A 19,034-nucleotide genomic window follows, 5' to 3' on the forward strand; every position below is an offset into this window, starting at 1 on the left:
GCCCCGGTCTTCTGGGGGATTGTATTTGCATGGCTCATATTTATGATTACGCAATTATTGGTAGTGGTTTGACAGGTCTTAGCATCGCAGCTTCTTTGAGCCGCGAAACTAAGAACGTAGTTTTGTTGGAAGGCTTGGATCATTCCGGCGGCAACAACAAACAAATTAATTTCCCAACAGGCCCTATCAACAACGGTATCCGCTTTGTTCCTGATTCTGTTTTGTCTGAAAAAGCATTGGGTTTCTTAGAAAACCTTTTGGGTCAAAAAGTGATCGCAGATGTTTCTGATGAAGCACCCGTTACTTACGACTCTGGAAACTTCAAAACTTTCTTGGGCTTCGGCGACAATCCACCCGCTTTCTGGGAGGAATTGTCTTACTTTACCTCTAGCAAACGCATTGACCTAGGATTGCAACCATTCCAATGGTCTCAATTGCTGATGGAAAAATTCACTGGCGAATTCATGCCGCGTTCTTATGTGACTAAGTTTCACCAAGAAGGCGACCGCGTAACTTCTGTGACTGTAAATGGATCTAAAACTATCCACGCTCAGAACTTTATCTTTGCAGGAACAGTTCGCGATTTGTCTTTGTTGCTACCAGAAGACGCTATCTCCGTTCGTGCTCGCTCTAAACTGGCTAAGAATGCCTACTGGACAGCTTTGTGCTTGGATATCTGCCACAGCAAAGCCGTTACAGACTCCACAGCGGTGCATGTGTTGAACGGTACAACTCAAGATGAGATCGGACCTTGCGCAGGCCGCTTCCTTCCAGCTGTTGAGGTGGATGGAAACACGATCCAAGCTTCTCAATGGATTACATTCATCGAAACTGAAATGACTGATGATAGCGAAACGGTGGGCATGACTCTGAAAAAGATCAAACGCCAAATCAAACGCGCTTATCCAGAAGCATTGGATGATGTGAAGCTTGAGCGAATCTTCGTTTCTCCATACATCGCAGGAACTGGCGACCTAAAACTAAGCGCCAACCAAACCATCCCAAGCCTTGATAATTTGTGGGTGGCTTCAGCGACTTTGAACGACCAAAAGAACCTTGTAGGCTCTCTTTTGCAGGCAGAAATGATCGTTGCCTCCCTAGGTTTCAAAGTTGAAGAAACTGCAGCCCCAGAGGCTCCCGCTGAGGAATTTTCCGAAGCAAGTATGTAAGTGTTTGAAATTTATATGTTTTTATTAACGCCGCCGCAGAAATGTCGCGGCGTTTCTTTTTGGTGATTTTCAATACGGATTCTCTGCTACCAGACTGAGCAAAAGATCCTTGCTCTTCTGTGCCACGCTATGATATCCCGTGAGTCCAACAATAACACACTCTAGAGCACTAACTGGTCCCCCAGTACTGAAAAAGGGGTCTTCCGGCGAAACAAAAAAAGCTGGCTCTGCACTAGAGGAGGATTAACCAGAAAGGACGTACTACCATGGCACAAGTTACCATGAAAGAAATGCTAGACGCTGGAGTTCACTTCGGACACCAAACACAGCGTTGGAACCCAAAAATGAAACCTTACGTTTACACAGCTCGCGGCGGTATCCATATTATCGACCTGCAAAAAACTGTTGTTCGTGCGAACAAAGCTGCTGAATACGTAAAAGAAATCGCTGCTAACGGTGGTCGCATGATCTTCGTTGGTACTAAAAAACAAGCTATCGAGCCTGTTCAAGAAGCAGCAGCAAAATGCGGTCAATACTACGTTACTAAACGTTGGTTGGGCGGCATGATGACTAACTTCGAAACGATCAAATCTTCTATCGATCGTCTTCGTAAAGTTGATGCTATGAAAGAAAAAGGCGAATTCAACTACCTTACTAAAAAAGAACGCGCAAAAATCGAAAAAGAATACCTTCGTTTGTCTGAGTTCTTGAACGGTATCCGCGACATGAAAGAAATGCCTTCTGTAATGTTCGTAGTAGACCTTCCTAAAGAACACATCGCAGTTGCTGAAGCTAAACGCTTGGGTATGACTGTTGTTGGTATCGCAGATACAAACTCTGATCCAGATTCTATCGACTACCCAATTCCAGGTAACGACGATGCGATCCGTTCTATCAAATTGTTCGCAAACCTAGTTGCTGAAGCGTACCTTGAAGGTGCTAAAACTTGGGAACAAAAAATCCGCACAATGACTGATAAACAATCAGACGTTGCTAAAGAAGCTAAAGGTGACGACGCAGCTCCAAAACGTCGCGCTCCTGCAAAAGCTGGCGCTAAAGAAGCTCCTAAAAAAGCTGCTGGTCCAGCGGTTGTTAAAGCCAACAAAGGTCGTAAACTTGTTGCTGCTGGTACAGCAGAAGAAGTTGAGATCCAAGCTGAGCTTGAAAACAAAGACGAATCTGCAGAGTAATTTCTGTCAGGTCTCTGAAGAAAGGGTGGCTTGACCACCCTTTACTTTGTTCCGTATCCGCCAGAGCCTTTTAGCGAAGGCGGATCCCACTCTCCCGGTTTCACCAGAGAGTTATTTGATAAAGATCTTTATTACTGTTCTTATTATAAGGAGTCTTCCTAATGTCTATTTCCGCTACTCTTGTTAAAGAGCTAAGAGAAAAAACTAACGCAGGTATGATGGATTGCAAAAAGGCGCTTGAAGCGACTTCTGGCGATTTCGACGCTGCTGTTGAATGGTTGCGCGTTAAAGGTCTTGGCGCTGCAGCTAAAAAAGCTGACCGTATCGCTGCTGAAGGTGCTGTATTCGCACAACTTAACGGCACTACTGGTCTTGTCATGGAAATCAACTCTGAAACTGACTTCGTTGCTCGTAACGACGGTTTCAAAGCTTTGGCTGCTGACGTAGCTGAGCACATGTTCAAAACTGAACTTGCTGCTGATGTTTTGTCTCAACCATTCTCTAAAGATACTTCTAAGAAATTGGGCGACCTTTTCACAGAAGCTACTGCAACTATCGGTGAAAAAATCGTTCTTCGCCGCCAAGAGAAATACACTTCTACAGCAAACACTTTGGTTCACACGTACGTTCACGGTGAAGGCAAAATCGGTGTTATGATTGAAGTTGCTGCTTCTAAACCTGAAGCTGTAACTAATCCTGCATTGAAAACTTTCGCACAAGACGTTGCTTTGCACATCGCTGCGATGAACCCAATGGCTATTTCTTCTGAACAAATCCCAGCGGACGTTGTTTCTAAAGAGAAAGAAATCCTTACTGCTAAAAATCTTGAGTCAGGCAAAAAACCAGAAATGATCGAAAAAATCGTTGAAGGTCAAATCCGCAAATTCTTGGCGGAAAACTGCTTGATGGACCAAGCTTTCGTTAAAAATCCGGACTTGAAAGTTTCTGATTTGGCGAAAAACGTTGGTAAAGAAATCGGCGCTGACGTTACAGTTAAACGTTTCGTACGTTTTGAATTGGGCGCTGGTATCGAAAAGAAATCCAACGACTTCGCAGCTGAAGTTGCAGCTCAAATGAAAGGACACTAATTTGAAAGCGCCTGTTTACAAACGTATTTTGCTTAAACTAAGTGGTGAGGCTCTTGCTGGAAAGCAAGGGACTGGTATCAGCACAGCGACGATCACACAGATCGCGCATGACGTAGCAGAGGCGTATAAAGCAGGCGTTCAAATTGGTCTCGTAATTGGCGGCGGTAACATCTATCGTGGTGTTGCCGCATCCGCTGAAGGCATGGATCGCGCAAGTGCTGACTACATGGGTATGCTTGCGACTTGTATCAATGCCCTAGCTCTTCAAGACGCTCTTGAAAAAGCTGGTGTTCCAACTCGTGTACAAACAGCTATTGAAATGGCTGAAATTGCAGAGCCTTATATCCGCCGCAGAGCTATTCGCCATTTGGAGAAAAACCGCCTGGTGATCTTCGGTGCTGGTACCGGAAACCCTTATTTCACAACAGATACAGCCGCTTCTCTTCGCGCGATGGAAATCGATGCTGAAGTAATCATGAAAGCGACTAAAGTTGACGGTATCTACGATAAAGACCCTGTGAAACATGCTGATGCGAAGAAATTCGATAAAATCAGCTATATCGATGTATTGAATCGTGGTCTTCAAGTTATGGACTCAACTGCGATCTCTATGTGCATGGATAACAAACTTCCGATTATTACTTTTGACCTTTCAGTTCCGGGGAATATCCTAAAAGCTGTTCAGGGCGAAAACATCGGCACTCTAGTTCACTAGAGTCCAACCAAGGAGATTCAACATGGCTATTGCTGAAATTAAAAAAAATGCTCAAGCTCAAATGGATAAATCTATTCTTGCTTTGGGTGAAGAACTTAAGAAAATCCGTACAGGCCGCGCCCAAGTTTCTATGCTTGATGGTGTTCGCGTAAATTACTACGGCAATCCTTCTCCACTATCTCAAGTTGCTTCTATCTCTACTCCAGACGCTAAATCATTTTTGATCGCGCCTTGGGAAGTATCTATTCTTAAAGACATCGAACAAGCACTTATCAAATCTGAATTGGGCATGGCTCCAATGAACGACGGTAAAGTAATCCGCTTGAAAGTTCCTGACGTAACTGAAGAACGTCGTAAAGACCTTGCTAAGCAAGTTAAGAAAATCGCTGAAGAAGCACGCGTAGCTGTTCGTATGGCTCGTCGTGATGCCAATGAAGCTATCAAAAAAATGAAAGCTGATAAAAAAGCACCTTTGAGCGAAGACGAAGCTAAAAAAGGCGAAGCAGACATCCAAAAAGTGACAGACGATATGATCAAAAAAGTAGATCAAATCGCTGACGAAAAAGAAAAGTCAATTTTGACTATCTAGGTTTTGGGAGCCCGGTGACTCTACCTAAGCATATTGCAATCATTATGGATGGTAACGGTCGTTGGGCTCAGCTCAAACGAAAGCCACGTACTTTTGGTCACATCAAAGGTACTCGTGTCGCTAAAAAAATCATCACAGCATGCTCCCGTAAAGGCATCAAAAACCTTACTCTCTATGCTTTCTCCACTGAAAATTGGTTCCGCCCTCAAGCTGAAGTTTCTTTCTTGATGAAGATCCTGCGCCGTTATTTGGCTAAGGAAACTACAAATCTAGTTAAAGAAAATATTCGCTTCTCTGTTATCGGTGATCTTTCTAAAGTTCCTGCTGACGTATTCAAAACTATCTCTCAAGCTCGCGAAGCTACATCTAAATGCACAGGCTTAAACTTGGTCTTTGCATTGAGCTATGGCTCTCGCCAGGAAATGACTTTGGCTGTTCGTGATATCGCGAACATGGTGGCTAAAGGTGAAATTAAACCTGACGAAATCGATGAGGCTTTGATTAGCACTTCGTTAAGCACGTATCCGACTCCAGATCCTGATTTGATCGTTAGAACAAGCGGCGAACAACGACTTTCAAATTTCTTGCTATGGCAGGCCGCTTATTCGGAATTCTACTTCACGGAAACTCTGTGGCCTAACTTCACAGAAGCTCATCTTGAGGAAGCCCTCACTGCTTTTTCCGTGAGACAACGCCGTTACGGCAAGGTCTCTACAAATGACAACTTGGAAAAGCTTTCTAACTAGAGCGGCTTCTGCCCTTGTGGCATTGGCGATTATTTTTGCGCTTTATTATTTCCTACAGGTAAATGGTCTTAAGATCATTATCGCTATCGCTGTTGCGTTGGGTGCTTGGGAATTGTTGTCGATTCTTTTCAAAGATGAGCCTTCAAAAACTTTGAAATCTGCTTTCTTCTTTTTATCTTTCTTTGTTTTCTTAGTTTCCACTATGGCTTTGAATTTGGGCGCCATTGTCTTTGCGATCTCGTTGATCGCTCTGTGCATGATCAGCCTCTTGAAGCTTCATAAAACGGGTGATTTGCAACGTATGACGAAATTCCAAGCGCACTCAGCACTCGGATTGATGTATGTGGGCTTGCTGCCTTCGTTTGCTTTCCGTTTGTTAGATCAAGAGTCTGGCGTTTTCTGGTTTATCTTTCTACTAGCTGTGGTTTTCGCTGGCGACACAATGGCGTATTGCTTTGGCGTTCTATTCGGAAAACACAAGGTCATGCCGACAGTTTCTCCTAAGAAAACTTGGGAAGGTTCTCTCGGTGGAATCTTGGGCTCCGTAGTAGCGGGCGTGCTTTGCTGGAAGTATCTTTTGCCGGAATTCCCTGGGTATTTCATTGTGGGACTAGCCGCTGTCTCAGGATATGTCGGTCAGTTCGGAGACTTCTTCGAATCTCTTTTAAAACGCGTAGCTGACGTAAAAGACTCAGGAAAAATCATGCCTGGTCATGGTGGCGTATTAGATCGTATTGATGCGGTCCTATTCGCAAGTCCTGTCGTCCTACTCGGCGTTGTGATCGTGTCTCACCTTTTGTCGTAAGAATAAAGTCGGGCACCCCAACATAAAGTATGTAATTTTGTAGCTCCAACCATCTGAAACCATTTAGAATAACCGGATGGAAATACTACTAAATGTTCTGCACAGCGGTCTTTCAGCCATCATCCCTTTTGTCGTTCTACTTGGAATTTTGATCTTCGTTCACGAACTTGGTCACTTCCTTGTCGCGCGCTGGTGTGGAGTACGTGTCGAGGTGTTCAGCCTTGGCTTCGGTAAAAAAATTCTGAAATACAAAAAAGGCGACACTACTTACGCCCTTTCCATCATTCCACTTGGTGGTTACGTAAAAATGTTCGGTGAACAACCGGGCGTTGAACTTTCTGAAGAAGACAAAAAAGTAGCCTTCACTCACAAGACTGTGTGGCAACGTATTGCAGTTGTACTTGCCGGTCCTTTGATGAACTTCTTCTTTGCGATCGTGATCTTCATGGCCGTTGCGATGATCGGTGAAGATGCTAAGATGCCAGTTCTTGGTGACATCAATCAGAAGACAGCAGCTTATGAAGCTGGCTTCCGCTCTGGTGATACAATTGTTTCCATCAATGACACTCCAATTTCTACTTGGGAAGAAATTCAAAAGACTTTGTCTTTGAAAGAACAACAAGATTTGCACCTTGATGTCGTGGTTAAACACGAAGGTGCACAAGAGACTTCTAAAATTGCAGTGAATGCAAAAGCCGAAGCAAATCCAAATATCCTAAGCTCTTACAGCTTCATGGCGAATGTTGATGGCCTAACACCAATGTCTTCAGGGACTACGGTGGGCGTGATCGGCAACTCTCCGCTATACGCTTTGGGCTTACGCACTGGTGATTCGATCACTGCGATTAACGGTCAAAAAGTTGCTTACTGGAGAGATCTTGATGCAACTTTGGTGAAACAAAATCCAAAAGACACTTTGACGATTGAAGTTCTTGGTAAGCGTGAAGGTGACAAGGTTGATAAACCGATCACTGTAACAATGGCTGCCTTGGAATCGATGAAGACGTTCAGCTTGTCTGCATTGGGCCTAGAGTCTTCTGAACTTTACCTCAGCAAAGTTATGGACAACTCCCCTGCAAAGGCTGCTGGATTGAAAGAAGGCGATCGCCTGGTTTCAATCAACAGTGTCACTCTTGCGAAATGGGATGATGTTATCGCGAACATCAAATCATTCGACGGCAAAAATCCTGTCGACATCAAAGTCTTGCGTGAAGGTCAAACGGTTGATTTGAAAATCACTCCGAAGATGACAACACAAATGACGGCGATGGGATCTGAAGAAAAACGTTATACAATTGGTATCGCACCGGTTGTGAACATTGCTATGCCAGAGACTCTGGTAGTTCGCACATTGAATCCGGTCGCAGCGGTTGCTCGTGGTGCAGAGAAAACTTGGGATGTTACAGTGATGACTGTAATGAGCTTTGTACGTTTGTTCCAAGCCAAGATCTCGCCAAAAAATATCGGTGGTGTGATTTCTATCGGTCAGGCTGCTAGTGAGACATATAAAATCGGTATCACTCAGTTCTTGCAAATGATGGCGATCATCTCCGTGAATCTATTTATTCTGAACTTGCTTCCAGTTCCGGTGCTGGATGGTGGTCACTTGGTATTCTATACGATTGAAGTGATCAAAGGTGCTCCATTAAGCCTTCGCAAAATGGAAATCGCACAGCAAGTGGGTATGGCTCTGTTGATGAGCTTGATGATCTTTGCCTTGTTCAACGACTTCACACGTATTTTGGGCCTATGAAAATCCTAGCCATGGAAACCAGCACTCTGCTTGGTGGAGTGGCTGTCATTCAAGACGGAAAAGTTGTCGCTGAGGAATCCTCCCAGCGACAAAAATCCCATACCGAAATCATCTCTCCTTTTGTAGAACGCACACTCACTGCCGCTGGATTGAAACTCGAGGATATCGACGTGTTTGCTGTCGGCCAGGGTCCAGGGAGTTTTACAGGTATTCGCGTTGCTGCCAATGCAGGTAAGACCTACGCGTATAGCTTTAACAAACCCATGGTTACGATTGATTCCCTGACTTTGCTGGCAGAACAAGCCCACGAATCAACCCGTCCAGTTCTGGCAATCATGAATGCTTACAAGAACATGGTGTACCTAGGATTATTTGATTGTTCTGGGGATGAACCAAAATATTTGAAGGGCCCAGCAGCCATTCCTGTTCGCGAACTTTCCCAGCACATTGATATCGAAGTTACTGTTGTTGGTGATGGTTGGGATACTTTTCATGAATACTTCCCAGAAGAATTGAAAAGAAAAATGCATCGCGATTCAAAGTTTTCCGATGAACCTCACGCTCGCACTCTAGGAGTGATGGCGGAAAGACGTGCTGTTCGAGGACAAACTTTAGACTGGAAATCGTTTATTCCCCTTTATATTCGCGCATCTGAAGCCGAAGAGACAAAAAAAGGAATTTTAATCTCCCCGTTGAAATAGGACAGTCCATGGATCGCGACTTTGAAAACGACAACATCGAACCTTTGAATTTCAAAACCTCTTCGTCTAACGATAAGGGCAGCGCAAAAATTTGGGTGACTGCTTCTGGTAAAGGCGGAGTTGGAAAAACTTTCGTTTCATCAAGCTTGGGCATCACACTTTCAAAGCTTGGTCACACTGTCGTTATCGTCGATCTTGATCTGAGTGGCGCAAACATCCACACGGTCTTGGGAGTAAATCCTTCTCATATGAACATCCGTCACTACTTCGAAGGTGTAAAACCTTTGCAAGAGCTGGTGATTCCAACTCAGTACTCGAATCTTTCCTACGTACAAGGTTTCTGGGATTCTTGGTCTCCAATTGATTTTACTATGCAGCAGATCCAAGATTTGATTCCGCAAATGCGCAACCTTCGCGCTGATTACGTGATCGTTGATTTGGGAGCCGGTGCTCTTGAACCACATCTTGAGTTGTTCAAAGACGCTGATGAAAAGTTCCTAGTAACTTCTCCAGAGCCAACAAGCATCGAAAAGACATATCGTTTTATCGAAGCTTTCGTTTGCCACACTCTAAAACAAGATTCCACGCCAGATGCTTACGGCAACATGATCTCTACTTTGCGCAGTCATCGCCAAAGAACTTTGGGTAAACCGTTCTCATTCCGTTCGTTCCTTAAAGAACAAACCGGATTGAACTACGACTTCTTTGAAAGCATGACGGCAAAGCCAGTTCGCTTGATCATTAACAGCTGCCGCTATCAAAATCACTCCGAACTTGGTTACGGCATCAAAAGTGTGTGTAACAAGTACTACGACCTTAGTATTGATTTCGCCGCTTCCATCGAATTCGACAATGCGGTGTGGCAGTCAGTAAAAGGCCGTGAACACGTGCTCTTCGCTCAACCCTTCACCGGATTGGCGGGACAATTTTTGGGGACGTGCAAACAACTTATTGATCCTGAGGAACTTCGCGCCGTAGTATAATAGGTGCATGGAAGCGACTCGGTATAATTACTACGAAATTCTAGAATTACCTGCGAACTCACCTCAACACGAAGTGACCGCAGCCTATGAGCGCGCTCGCAATACTTATTCGGGCGAAAATCCAGCAATTTACACTATCTTTTCTGAACACGAAGCCCGTGAGTTTTTGGTTTTAATCGAAGAAGCCTACCAAGTTCTTGGCAATAAGATCTTACGTAACATTTACGACCAAAGACTATTAAGCGGCATGGCTTCCCTTAATGACCTGACGTTGGCATCTATTGTTGAAGCTAGCAAAAAGGTTTCATCTGTTGAGGTAAAACCAACAGAGAAAAAACCTGCTACTACCTTTACAAAAGATCCGGCGATGGAATCTGAAATCGCTGCCCAAGAAAATTGGACGGGCGAATTCATTAAGAAAGTTCGCGAATACAAAAATATCACTGTTGAGCGCATGAGCGAGATTACTAAGATCAACTCTTGGTATGTAAAAGCCATCGAAAAAACTGAACCCGATAATCTTCCTGCTGTAGTATTTGTTCGCGGTTACGTGATTCAAATCGCTAGAGCTTTAGGGGTGAATGACAAAGTTGTCGCTGAATCCTATATGAAGAACTTCAAAAAAGCGCTTGGAAAATAAATCCAAAACTGAAAATTCTGATCAGACAATCAAGATAACTGCTCTGCCTGAGATGGTGGGACTGCGTTTAGATAAAGCAATTGCCTTGCTTCCTGAGGTGGAAACCCGCTCCCGCGCGTCTCACTTGATCGACAACTCTTTGGTAAAAGTGAATGGGAAAATAGCTAAGGCGTCTCATCCCTTGAAGGCCACAGATGAAATTGAAATTTCTCTTCCCGCCCCTGTCCCAACGGAGCTTCAATCCTATGATTTAAAACTCGATGTTTTATTTGAAGACTCCGATGTGATCGTCATCAATAAACCTGCAGGACTTGTGGTTCACCCGGCGGCAGGACATGCGCACGATACCTTAGTAAATGCACTGATTTCGCACACTGATGATCTATCCATGAAGTTTGGTGAAGAGCGCCCCGGCATTGTTCACCGCTTAGACAAAGAAACCAGTGGTATTATTGTTGTCGCAAAAAATGACAAAGCCCACGAGTCCTTAACTGCACAATTTAAAGAGCGCAGCACGCATCGTATTTATTATGCTGTTTGTATCGGTACCGCGAAAAATTTAAACGGTACTATTCGTAGTTTTCTAGCTCGCCACCCTGTAGATCGTAAAAGATATGCCTCCGTCATCGGTGACGATCGTCGCCCGATGCAAGATCAAAACGATCCCCCAGAAATCGGCAAATGGGCTGTTACTCACTATGATGTCTTGGCCCGCAAAAGTGGTCTTAGCTATTTGAAGCTAAAATTAGAAACAGGTCGCACACACCAAATCCGTGTTCACCTGTCTGAAAACGGATTGCCTATCGCAGGTGATTCTTTGTATGGCGCCGATAAGAAAATAAAATCGGTCGAGCAAAGAATCCTTCAGGAAGATCTTCGTTCACTCCCAAGATTCCTTTTGCATGCTGCTGAGCTGGGATTTACTCATCCACGCACTCAGGAAAGAATGTTGTTCAAACAAGAGTGGCCAGATGATGTCCTTACCTACATCAAAAAATGGGGTTTGCTATGAACATCGAACAAACTCCATTGGGCTATGAAATCAAAACGCCCTCTGTGACATACTTTTTTGGTGGTCAAGAATCCCAACTGGCAAATCTTAAAACAGCATATCCCCAGTTTGATTTTGTCCGAGTAAAGCAAACACACAGTGATATCGTCGTCGAATCAAAAGACAGTTCAAACGACTATCAAATCAATGCTGATGGACATATCTCCACGGCAAAAAATCTAGCTTTATGTGTGATCACCGCCGACTGTGTCCCCGCTTTATTCTATCACCCTAAAACCGGCACCATTGCTGGTGTTCACGCTGGTTGGCGCGGAGTTGCCAATCGCATCTTAGTGAATACAGTTCATCAACTTATTCAGCGCGGAATTCCTCCTCAGGAAATCGAAGTCGTGATCGGTCCACACATTCAAAAGAACAGTTTTGAAGTGGGCTTTGATGTGCGCGATCAAATTCTTGCAAGCGTCCCGGAGATGTCTCGCGAGGATAAAGAAATATTTTATACAGACTTATCCAATGAAAAAAGCTTGGTGGATCTGAACTTGATCGTCAAAGCTCAACTCGAGCACCAAGGAATATCTCTAGAGAAAGTGTCCACTTTGCATTTAGATACCGTAAAAGATTCTTTCTTTCATTCCCATCGTCGCGATAAAGAAAAAGCCGGTCGTCAAATCAGCTTTGTGGTGCGCACAGTATGAGTATCATTCCTCAAGATTTTTATTTTGAGGACACCACCAAGGTTGCAAAAGCACTCCTGGGAAAAACTCTGCACATTAAAACCAGCGGAAAAGAACAGCTTGCTCGTATCGTCGAAGTCGAAGCTTATCTGGGAATCAAAGATCCCGCTTGTCATACATTCGGCGGCAGACAAACTCCCCGCGTGAAATCCATGTACCTCTCGGGTGGGCACAGTTATGTCTATCTGATTTATGGAATGTACAATTGTCTTAACATTGTGACTCGAACAGAAGAACATCCTGAAGCCGTTCTTATTCGGGCGGTGGAACCTTTACCGATACCCGCAAAATTTGAAAAATCCCAACTCATTTCAAATGGACCGGGAAAGCTCTGTCGTCACTATAAAATCACTAAGGAACAAGACGGCGTCACTCTGTGGCGCAAACAATCAGATTTGTACTTAAGTGATGATGGATTCAAGGTTTCAAAAAGTCAGATTGTCGCAAGACCCCGTATCGGCGTCGACTATGCAGGTGAAGCCGCAGAATGGCCGTTGAGATTTTACCTCGCCGACAACAAATTCGTTTCAAAGAAATAACCTTTCTCGTCGAGTCGCATTTGATTTTCATTTCAAACCTTCTGCGATTTGGTCTAAGATAAGTTGCGCTATAGGAGGCCTCGATGAAAATCAATATCGGTATTAATGACAAAGACAGAAAAGAAATCGCAAAAGGTCTTTCGACTCTTTTGGCAGATACATACACTCTTTATCTTCAAACTCATAACTTCCACTGGAACGTCGAAGGTCCAATGTTCCAAACATTGCACTTGATGTTCGAAACTCAATACAACGAATTGGCGTTGGCAGTTGATTTGATCGCTGAACGTATCCGTGCTTTGGGCCACTATGCTCCGGGCACATACGCTGAATTCGCGAAGCTTTCTTCTATCAAAGAAATCCCAGGCGAAAAATTGAGCGCGACAAAAATGATCGAGACATTGGTTCTTGGCCAAGAAACTGTTGCTCGCACAGCACGCGGTTTGTTCGCAGTTGTTGAAAAAGCAAGTGACGAACCAACAGCAGATCTTTTGACTCAAAGACTTCAGGTTCACGAGAAAACAGCGTGGATGTTGAGAGCTTTGCTAGAAAAGAAATAGTTCAAAAAAGGGGTCTCGAAAGGGACCCTTTCGATTTTTGGACATAAAAAAACCCGCCAAGTTGCGGGTTTTTTTAAATGGTGGCTTGAGACGGAATTGAACCGCCGACACAAGGATTTTCAGTCCTCTGCTCTACCAACTGAGCTACCAAGCCGTTCTTTTGTTCAAAGAGACATTGGTTTAACTTTGTCTCCCCTTGCCTGTCAACAATTAGACTTTATCGAACGCAGATTTTAGGTCTGCCATAAGGTCATTCAGGTCCTCAATACCAACTGAGAGTCTGATCAGGCTGTCGTCGATGCCTAGAGCCTTGCGGTTTTCAGGAGGCACGGAGGCGTGCGTCATAATTGCCGGGTGCTCAATCAAGCTCTCAACCCCACCCAAGCTCTCAGCCAACGCGAAGATTTCCACGTTTTCTAGGAACTTACGAGCAGCTTCCATTCCACCTTTGATATAGAAAGTGATCATTCCACCGTAACCATGCATTTGCTCTTTCGCCAAAGCATGTTGGGGATGGCTTTCCAAACCTGGGTAAATCACTTTTTCAACCTTAGCGTGACCTTCCAAGAACTTCGCAACAGCCATAGCGTTTTCTTGGTGAGCCTTCATACGCAAAGGTAAAGTTTTCAAACTTCTTAAGCACATGAATGAATCAAACGGCCCTTGGATCGGACCCATTGAATTACTCAAGAACGCCATACGTTCTGCGATGTCTTCACGAGAAGTCACCGCTACACCGCCAACCACATCACTGTGACCACCGATATATTTCGTTGCAGAGTGAACCACGATATCAGCACCCAATTCCAATGGACGTTGGAAGTAAGGGCTCATGAACGTGTTATCAACCGCAACGATGATGCCTTTTGCTTTCGCAATCGCGCAGATTTTTTTGATGTCGACCAATTTCAAAGTTGGATTTGTCGGAGTTTCAAGCCACACCATTTTTGTGTTGGGCTTGATGGCTTTTTCAAAATTTTCAACTTTCGTCAAATCTACGAACGAAAATTCCATGCCGTCGTGGCGCAAAACTTTGTCAAACAAACGGAACGTACCGCCGTACATATCGTCCATTGCGATCACATGATCGCCACCTTTAATAAGATGCAAAATCACAGTCGTTGCCGCACAACCAGAGGCAAACGCAAATCCATACTTACCACTCTCAAGACTTGCCATGCAGTTTTCATAAGCGCGACGAGTTGGATTGTGTGTACGAGAATATTCCCACCCCTTATGAACACCTGGAGAAGATTGCACATAAGTCGAGGTCATGTAAACCGGAGTCATGATTGCTCCGGTAGTAGGATCTGGAGATTGACCCGCGTGAATCGCGCGAGTCGCAAAGCCAAGTTTAGAATTCGTGTTTTTCATATCTGCACCTATTATTTAGAAAGATTTTTTAGGGCTTCTTCAGCAAAAACGACTCGATTGAAGACATTTTTTGTATCTTCTGCCTTCAAGAAGCTGTTTTCCACCATCCATTGATCATTGAATGCCTTGCTCAAGTACTGACGACCGCTGTCTGGGAAAACCACGACGATATTTGATGGTTTTTCCAACTTTTCAGCGTACTTCATCGCTGCAACTAGCGCCGTACCACTTGAAGGGCCTACCAGAAGACCTTCTTCAGACACCAAACGACGTGTCATCGCGAAAGCTTCAGGGTCGCTCACGCGAACGAAAGCATCGTAAATATCCAAGTGAACGTTTCCTGGCAGCATATCTTCGCCGATACCTTCGACTTTATAAGAGCCTGGAGGATCAACGATTTTTTTATGATAGAACAAGTCGTAAAGAATCGAACCAATTGGATCTGCGCAGACTACTTTAACATCTGATTTCTGCTCTTTTAGGTATTTCGCACAACCTGAAAGAGTTCCGCCAGTACCTGCTCCCCCGACCAAAACATCTACTTTGCCATCTGTCTGTTTCCAAATTTCTGGACCAGTTGTTTTGTAGTGACGTTCTGGATTGTCTGCATTGAAGAACTGATTCGCCAAGAATCCACCCGGGATACCATCAGCGATCTTTTTTGATACAGAATAGTGGCTCAATGGATGTTCTGGTTCCACCATCGGTGTGATAACAACCTGAGCACCGTAAGCCTTCAAGATAGATCTTTTTTCATCAGACATCTTTTCTGGCATCACGAAGATACATTTGTATCCCTTAACTGCGGCCACCAATGCCAAACCAACGCCAGTATTTCCAGAAGTGGCCTCAACAATTGTGCCACCTGGCTTCAAATCACCACGTTTTTCTGCTTCTTCGATCATCGCAACGGCCACGCGGTCTTTAATACTGCCGCCTGGGTTGAAATATTCGACCTTCGCAAAGAATTTATGTTTTGAACCCTTAGTTACGTTGTGAAGTGCGACCATTGGTGTGTGGCCGATAGTTTCCAAGATGGAGTCATAGATTTGTGACATGATTAATTACTTTCCAAGTCTCTTCTTCTGTTGGGACGAAGCAAGACTGTGTTCATAGACTGTAAAACTGTATTCATTTGAGTCATTGGATCCACGGAATAGTCCATGCCTAACTCAGAAGTCAGCTGTTTCACAAGATTGCTGTTCGGCTGATCTTTCATCAACTCCGAAACTAGCTTTTCAAGCGTGACGGATTTCTTCTTAGTTTCAAGCTCTGCCATGGTTATTCCCCCAACTGGGCCACTCTATCACCGCCCTCCCAAAGAGTGAAAAAAATTTTGCAGCAAGGGACCAAAAAGAAGCAGCAAGAACGCGGGAAACTGGAATAACAAAAGGGGCACCAGCAGTAAGAAAGGAAGTCTCGCGAGCTTATTACTTATTTCCTCCTGGCAAGCGTCCACCAGCTCCTCTTCAAGGGTTACCACCATATTATATATGGATTCACCACGTATTCCCCGCTCCAACAGCTGCAGCAGAATCTGCCGATGTGGTGACGAGATCTCTTTAATGAGGCCATGAGTGTCCTTTCCTTGCTGCAATAGCGCCATCCATCTGGCAACCACATCAGGAAAATCACCTTGATGACGTTTTAAATAGCTCATCACGCCGGATTTCGCGGTCTGACCCTTTTCAAGCGCCCGCTTCACACATAATAAAAGAGATAATGGCGGCGCTACACCTTCCATTTGATCCTCCGACCCACGCTAAAGATTATTATCAACCCCAAAATGAACATAAAAAGTGATCCAAGAATTAAAAAACGGTGGGGAGTGAACCCAAATTGCACAAATACAAATGCCAAAAGAGCTCCATAAAGGGCGGTGACAATTATCGCCTGCATCTTTATTTGTTGGGTCACTTGTCCGGACCTACGTCGAAAATTTTCTTCCACTTTGCACTGTCTGCGGAGTGCTTTTACCTGATCAAGAGTGCGTGACTGAGAGCGATCTACCTCACGCAGCTCTTCCAGCAAATCCTTTATCCGTGCGGATTTCGGGGCGATCATGTTTTCAGAAGTGACGATGGAATTATAAATTTCGCGCAGCTGATTTCGCTGCCATCCACTTTGTGTTTCGATTGCCATATGCAGGCTCTGACGAAATGATTTCCCCGCCTGAATTCCCAAAATAAGGTGATCGAGCATGGGGATCACCGCTCGCGAAAGTCTTTGGAGTAAAAAAATGCGGAAAATTTCCGGAAAAAACTTTAAACTTATTAAAAGAATGCCGAAGAAAAGCCAGAGTGCTACCGCAGACTCTGTTATCGTGGCGAAAAAAACGATCGCAAAGAAGTTGAGGATCATCAAAGACCGCAAACTTCGTTGAGAGATTGCAAATTCCCGCGCGATGTTGGCAAGCGAACGTTGAATCAGTGCTTGTCCGAACATCGAAAGCATAAAAAAAGTGATCAAGAGAGGCCTCCATGGGTTCTTGTTGATCGCAAAAAATATGCAAGCAATTTTTTTGTTGACGGCGGTGGTCGATTTAGGAAGACTTAGGTTAAGTAAGGTTTTTTACAAGTAAGTAACAACAACAACGTTTGCATCCTAGGAGGAGCACATGGCAAAGAAAGCAGCAAAAAAAGCTACTAAAAAAGCAGCAAAGAAAACTACTAAAAAAGTAGCTAAAAAAGCTACAAAAAAAGTAGCTAAAAAAGCTACTAAAAAAGCTTCTAAGTAGTTAGACGCTGTACTAATTTAGTACACTGAACCCCAGAGGCAACTCTGGGGTTTTTTTATGCCTGAAATCCGCTACCAGAGCGGGTTTCAAAAAGAAAAGGCCCGCATCACTGCGAGCCTTTTTTATTTAAATTTCGTTTAAATTTTTTAGAAGTAGTAAAGAGCTCCGACAGTTCCTGAAGGAATCAATTGCGATCGTTTTACTTCATACATCGCGACTACTTCAACGAAGGCCGAAACACCGGAAAAATCTCCGGACAATTGGTTATACTGAATACCGAAAGAAGCATTCAAAAAGTCTGTTCCGAAGCGGCCCGTTCTCTTTTCATCATCGGTCAAAACACGGTCCAGGATCCCGGAATCTTTCCACGCACCGGAGCTTCCCATCGAATTATACCAGCGAGAATAACCCGCAGTATAATAAGGTGCGATATAATCGCCTTCAAATGCGTGTTTCCATGCCAACTGAATCGAATTGTAGCCTGGACCCGTTCCGAAACCAGCGATAACACCATTTTCATCTTCAAAATTGAATTCACCGGTGATGCCAACTAAACCTAATTGCCCACCAACGCTCATCCCGGCACCAACTTTACGTTCAGATCGCATGCCCAGGGTGGAAGGGTAAGACATTGCTGAAGTGCCCGAGGAGAACATTCCACTCGAACTGGAACTTACGCTTGAGTTTGAGATAGGACTAACAATAACAGTGCTGGCACCGCTATTACCTTCACGCTCAGCGCGCATCGATTCGCTATAATCCTGCTCAATAGTGATTGCTTTATTAAACACGCTGGAAGATTCAGCGCTAAGATTCGACGTTGAGATCTCTGCATGAGAAGTCGCAGCCATCAATACACCCAACAGAGTGATTGTTTTGAAACGTGTGAACATAGGGCCTCCTTGCGTTCAGAGACTAAAAGATACGAGCGCGAACACCTTCTTTTTGCAGGAACTGTTTGATAGCTGGGCCATCAAGCGGTTCCAAACGGAAAAGAAGTTTGTGAACCAAATCGTACGTATCTTCAGCCTTCTTGGATCGAAGATTCGTCGTAAAATATGCCATGTCATCGCTAATTTTGACTGCATTATCAAGCAATCTTCCAACTTCGCGATTTTTAGTCGTCTTATCTAGTAACACCAAAGTGCGATTAAAGTTTGTTGTCAAACTATCGAGCTGTTTAATGACGTTTGTCACAGATCCTTCGTTTTTTTCCAGGATCTCGATCACTTTTCCAGCCAAACCGTAGCCTTGAGATAACAATTGATCAATTCTTGGAGGATCTTCACCGCGAACATAGTCTCCGGAATTAAATTCTCCAGATGCGGATGTTCCTGGAGAGATTTCCAGAAACTTTTCCCCAATGACACCTGCCAAATTGATGAAAAACTTTGAGTCTTTACGGACGCTAGTCCAGGCTTTTTTATCCACAGTGATCGTAAGACGTAGCTTTACTTCTTCACCGTCTGTCATTTTGAATTCGGGATCGAAAGAAATCGATTTAACTTTGCCTACTTTAATACCCATCACGCGAACCGGAGAACCCTCTTCGATACCGCCGGCAAAGTTGAACATCACGTTAAGCTCTCTCGTATTAGAGAATGGAGAAATGAAACCCATGAAGTAAGCAAATACTGCTACCATGATAAGACTTACTAGAGCTAACAAACCGACCTTGGTTTCAACCTTCATAAACGCT

The 19,034-nt window shown here is 44.2% G+C and carries 22 protein-coding genes and 1 tRNA gene; 15 read left to right on the plus strand and 8 right to left on the minus strand.

What is annotated here, in order from left to right:
• Positions 1 to 29 precede the first annotated feature (29 nt).
• The 15 genes from ACLVWP_RS18240 to ACLVWP_RS18310 all read left to right on the plus strand — a co-directional run bounded on the left by ACLVWP_RS18240 (position 30) and on the right by ACLVWP_RS18310 (position 13,224).
• Positions 30 to 1,169, plus strand: coding sequence for an NAD(P)-binding protein (locus ACLVWP_RS18240; RefSeq protein WP_413559091.1), 1,140 nt, complete (start codon positions 30 to 32; stop codon positions 1,167 to 1,169).
• Between the two features lie 266 nt (positions 1,170 to 1,435).
• Positions 1,436 to 2,359, plus strand: a complete 924-nt coding sequence (rpsB, locus tag ACLVWP_RS18245; RefSeq protein ID WP_413559092.1) for a 30S ribosomal protein S2 — start codon at positions 1,436 to 1,438, stop codon at positions 2,357 to 2,359.
• A gap of 161 nt (positions 2,360 to 2,520) precedes the next feature.
• Positions 2,521 to 3,447: a translation elongation factor Ts gene (gene tsf, locus ACLVWP_RS18250; protein ID WP_413559093.1), complete on the plus strand. Its 927-nt coding sequence runs from the start codon at positions 2,521 to 2,523 to the stop codon at positions 3,445 to 3,447.
• A gap of 1 nt (position 3,448) precedes the next feature.
• Positions 3,449 to 4,162 carry a UMP kinase gene (gene pyrH / locus ACLVWP_RS18255; RefSeq protein WP_413559094.1) on the plus strand — a complete coding sequence of 238 codons (714 nt, stop codon included), beginning with the start codon at positions 3,449 to 3,451 and terminating at the stop codon, positions 4,160 to 4,162.
• 22 nt (positions 4,163 to 4,184) lie between these two features.
• The gene (gene frr / locus ACLVWP_RS18260) at positions 4,185 to 4,751 is read left to right on the plus strand and encodes a ribosome recycling factor (RefSeq protein ID WP_413559095.1); all 567 of its coding nucleotides are present in this window, start codon (positions 4,185 to 4,187) and stop codon (positions 4,749 to 4,751) included.
• A 14-nt stretch (positions 4,752 to 4,765) separates the two neighbouring features.
• Positions 4,766 to 5,497 (plus strand): isoprenyl transferase, encoded by a 732-nt coding sequence (locus tag ACLVWP_RS18265; RefSeq protein WP_413559096.1) that lies wholly within the window; start codon positions 4,766 to 4,768, stop codon positions 5,495 to 5,497.
• Entirely contained in the window at positions 5,469 to 6,302 is an 834-nt protein-coding gene (locus ACLVWP_RS18270) for a phosphatidate cytidylyltransferase (protein WP_413559097.1), read from the plus strand. Before ACLVWP_RS18265 ends, ACLVWP_RS18270 begins: the two co-directional genes overlap by 29 nt.
• Positions 6,303 to 6,378: 76 nt before the next feature.
• Positions 6,379 to 8,055: an RIP metalloprotease RseP gene (gene rseP / locus ACLVWP_RS18275; RefSeq protein ID WP_413559098.1), complete on the plus strand. Its 1,677-nt coding sequence runs from the start codon at positions 6,379 to 6,381 to the stop codon at positions 8,053 to 8,055.
• Positions 8,052 to 8,756 carry a tRNA (adenosine(37)-N6)-threonylcarbamoyltransferase complex dimerization subunit type 1 TsaB gene (tsaB, locus tag ACLVWP_RS18280; RefSeq protein ID WP_413559099.1) on the plus strand — a complete coding sequence of 235 codons (705 nt, stop codon included), beginning with the start codon at positions 8,052 to 8,054 and terminating at the stop codon, positions 8,754 to 8,756. Before rseP ends, tsaB begins: the two co-directional genes overlap by 4 nt.
• 8 nt (positions 8,757 to 8,764) lie before the next feature.
• The gene (locus ACLVWP_RS18285) at positions 8,765 to 9,739 is read left to right on the plus strand and encodes a P-loop NTPase (RefSeq protein WP_413559100.1); all 975 of its coding nucleotides are present in this window, start codon (positions 8,765 to 8,767) and stop codon (positions 9,737 to 9,739) included.
• A gap of 7 nt (positions 9,740 to 9,746) precedes the next feature.
• Positions 9,747 to 10,379, plus strand: coding sequence for a helix-turn-helix domain-containing protein (locus ACLVWP_RS18290; RefSeq protein ID WP_413559101.1), 633 nt, complete (start codon positions 9,747 to 9,749; stop codon positions 10,377 to 10,379).
• Complete coding sequence (locus tag ACLVWP_RS18295) at positions 10,369 to 11,391, plus strand: RluA family pseudouridine synthase (RefSeq protein WP_413559102.1); 1,023 nt, start codon at positions 10,369 to 10,371, stop codon at positions 11,389 to 11,391. The genes ACLVWP_RS18290 and ACLVWP_RS18295 overlap by 11 nt, the downstream gene beginning before the upstream one ends.
• Positions 11,388 to 12,086, plus strand: a complete 699-nt coding sequence (pgeF, locus tag ACLVWP_RS18300; protein WP_413559103.1) for a peptidoglycan editing factor PgeF — start codon at positions 11,388 to 11,390, stop codon at positions 12,084 to 12,086. Before ACLVWP_RS18295 ends, pgeF begins: the two co-directional genes overlap by 4 nt.
• Positions 12,083 to 12,664 carry a DNA-3-methyladenine glycosylase gene (locus ACLVWP_RS18305; protein ID WP_413559104.1) on the plus strand — a complete coding sequence of 194 codons (582 nt, stop codon included), beginning with the start codon at positions 12,083 to 12,085 and terminating at the stop codon, positions 12,662 to 12,664. The genes pgeF and ACLVWP_RS18305 overlap by 4 nt, the downstream gene beginning before the upstream one ends.
• Positions 12,665 to 12,747: 83 nt before the next feature.
• Positions 12,748 to 13,224 carry a Dps family protein gene (locus ACLVWP_RS18310; protein ID WP_413559105.1) on the plus strand — a complete coding sequence of 159 codons (477 nt, stop codon included), beginning with the start codon at positions 12,748 to 12,750 and terminating at the stop codon, positions 13,222 to 13,224.
• 78 nt (positions 13,225 to 13,302) lie between these two features.
• On the opposite strand, the gene ACLVWP_RS18315 is transcribed toward ACLVWP_RS18310, so the two are convergent.
• The 8 genes from ACLVWP_RS18315 to ACLVWP_RS18350 form a co-directional block, all read right to left on the minus strand.
• Positions 13,303 to 13,378: transfer RNA gene (locus tag ACLVWP_RS18315), tRNA-Phe, on the minus strand.
• A gap of 56 nt (positions 13,379 to 13,434) precedes the next feature.
• Positions 13,435 to 14,598 (minus strand): cystathionine gamma-synthase, encoded by a 1,164-nt coding sequence (locus ACLVWP_RS18320; RefSeq protein ID WP_413559106.1) that lies wholly within the window; start codon positions 14,596 to 14,598, stop codon positions 13,435 to 13,437.
• Positions 14,599 to 14,609: 11 nt separating this feature from the next.
• Entirely contained in the window at positions 14,610 to 15,656 is a 1,047-nt protein-coding gene (locus ACLVWP_RS18325; protein WP_413559107.1) for a PLP-dependent cysteine synthase family protein, read from the minus strand.
• A 2-nt stretch (positions 15,657 to 15,658) separates the two neighbouring features.
• Complete coding sequence (locus ACLVWP_RS18330; protein ID WP_413559108.1) at positions 15,659 to 15,877, minus strand: hypothetical protein; 219 nt, start codon at positions 15,875 to 15,877, stop codon at positions 15,659 to 15,661.
• A gap of 27 nt (positions 15,878 to 15,904) precedes the next feature.
• Entirely contained in the window at positions 15,905 to 16,342 is a 438-nt protein-coding gene (locus ACLVWP_RS18335; protein WP_413559109.1) for a hypothetical protein, read from the minus strand.
• On the minus strand, positions 16,330 to 17,067 hold the full coding sequence (locus tag ACLVWP_RS18340; RefSeq protein ID WP_413559110.1) for a hypothetical protein: 738 nt from the start codon (positions 17,065 to 17,067) through the stop codon (positions 16,330 to 16,332). Before ACLVWP_RS18340 ends, ACLVWP_RS18335 begins: the two co-directional genes overlap by 13 nt.
• Positions 17,068 to 17,481: 414 nt before the next feature.
• On the minus strand, positions 17,482 to 18,228 hold the full coding sequence (locus tag ACLVWP_RS18345; protein WP_413559111.1) for a hypothetical protein: 747 nt from the start codon (positions 18,226 to 18,228) through the stop codon (positions 17,482 to 17,484).
• Positions 18,229 to 18,250: 22 nt separating this feature from the next.
• Positions 18,251 to 19,027 carry an MlaD family protein gene (locus tag ACLVWP_RS18350; RefSeq protein WP_413559112.1) on the minus strand — a complete coding sequence of 259 codons (777 nt, stop codon included), beginning with the start codon at positions 19,025 to 19,027 and terminating at the stop codon, positions 18,251 to 18,253.
• Positions 19,028 to 19,034 lie beyond the last annotated feature (7 nt).

Origin of the sequence: Bdellovibrio sp. HCB209 (assembly GCF_047306065.1) — a bacterium.
Lineage (GTDB): Bacteria > Bdellovibrionota > Bdellovibrionia > Bdellovibrionales > Bdellovibrionaceae > Bdellovibrio.

Bases quoted from the DNA above. Each gene is read 5' to 3' on its own strand.
- tsaB (WP_413559099.1), top strand. From the start codon at position 8,052: ATGAAAATCCTAGCCATGGAAACCAGCACTCTGCTTGGTGGAGTGGCT.
- ACLVWP_RS18310 (WP_413559105.1), top strand. From the start codon at position 12,748: ATGAAAATCAATATCGGTATTAATGACAAAGACAGAAAAGAAATCGCA.
- ACLVWP_RS18270 (WP_413559097.1), top strand. From the start codon at position 5,469: ATGACAACTTGGAAAAGCTTTCTAACTAGAGCGGCTTCTGCCCTTGTG.
- rseP (WP_413559098.1), top strand. From the start codon at position 6,379: ATGGAAATACTACTAAATGTTCTGCACAGCGGTCTTTCAGCCATCATC.
- ACLVWP_RS18350 (WP_413559112.1), bottom strand. From the start codon at position 19,027: ATGAAGGTTGAAACCAAGGTCGGTTTGTTAGCTCTAGTAAGTCTTATC.
- frr (WP_413559095.1), top strand. From the start codon at position 4,185: ATGGCTATTGCTGAAATTAAAAAAAATGCTCAAGCTCAAATGGATAAA.
- pgeF (WP_413559103.1), top strand. From the start codon at position 11,388: ATGAACATCGAACAAACTCCATTGGGCTATGAAATCAAAACGCCCTCT.
- ACLVWP_RS18290 (WP_413559101.1), top strand. From the start codon at position 9,747: ATGGAAGCGACTCGGTATAATTACTACGAAATTCTAGAATTACCTGCG.
- ACLVWP_RS18320 (WP_413559106.1), bottom strand. From the start codon at position 14,598: ATGAAAAACACGAATTCTAAACTTGGCTTTGCGACTCGCGCGATTCAC.
- ACLVWP_RS18305 (WP_413559104.1), top strand. From the start codon at position 12,083: ATGAGTATCATTCCTCAAGATTTTTATTTTGAGGACACCACCAAGGTT.
- ACLVWP_RS18325 (WP_413559107.1), bottom strand. From the start codon at position 15,656: ATGTCACAAATCTATGACTCCATCTTGGAAACTATCGGCCACACACCA.
- ACLVWP_RS18330 (WP_413559108.1), bottom strand. From the start codon at position 15,877: ATGGCAGAGCTTGAAACTAAGAAGAAATCCGTCACGCTTGAAAAGCTA.
- ACLVWP_RS18285 (WP_413559100.1), top strand. From the start codon at position 8,765: ATGGATCGCGACTTTGAAAACGACAACATCGAACCTTTGAATTTCAAA.
- rpsB (WP_413559092.1), top strand. From the start codon at position 1,436: ATGGCACAAGTTACCATGAAAGAAATGCTAGACGCTGGAGTTCACTTC.
- ACLVWP_RS18345 (WP_413559111.1), bottom strand. From the start codon at position 18,228: ATGTTCACACGTTTCAAAACAATCACTCTGTTGGGTGTATTGATGGCT.
- ACLVWP_RS18240 (WP_413559091.1), top strand. From the start codon at position 30: ATGGCTCATATTTATGATTACGCAATTATTGGTAGTGGTTTGACAGGT.
- tsf (WP_413559093.1), top strand. From the start codon at position 2,521: ATGTCTATTTCCGCTACTCTTGTTAAAGAGCTAAGAGAAAAAACTAAC.
- ACLVWP_RS18335 (WP_413559109.1), bottom strand. From the start codon at position 16,342: ATGGAAGGTGTAGCGCCGCCATTATCTCTTTTATTATGTGTGAAGCGG.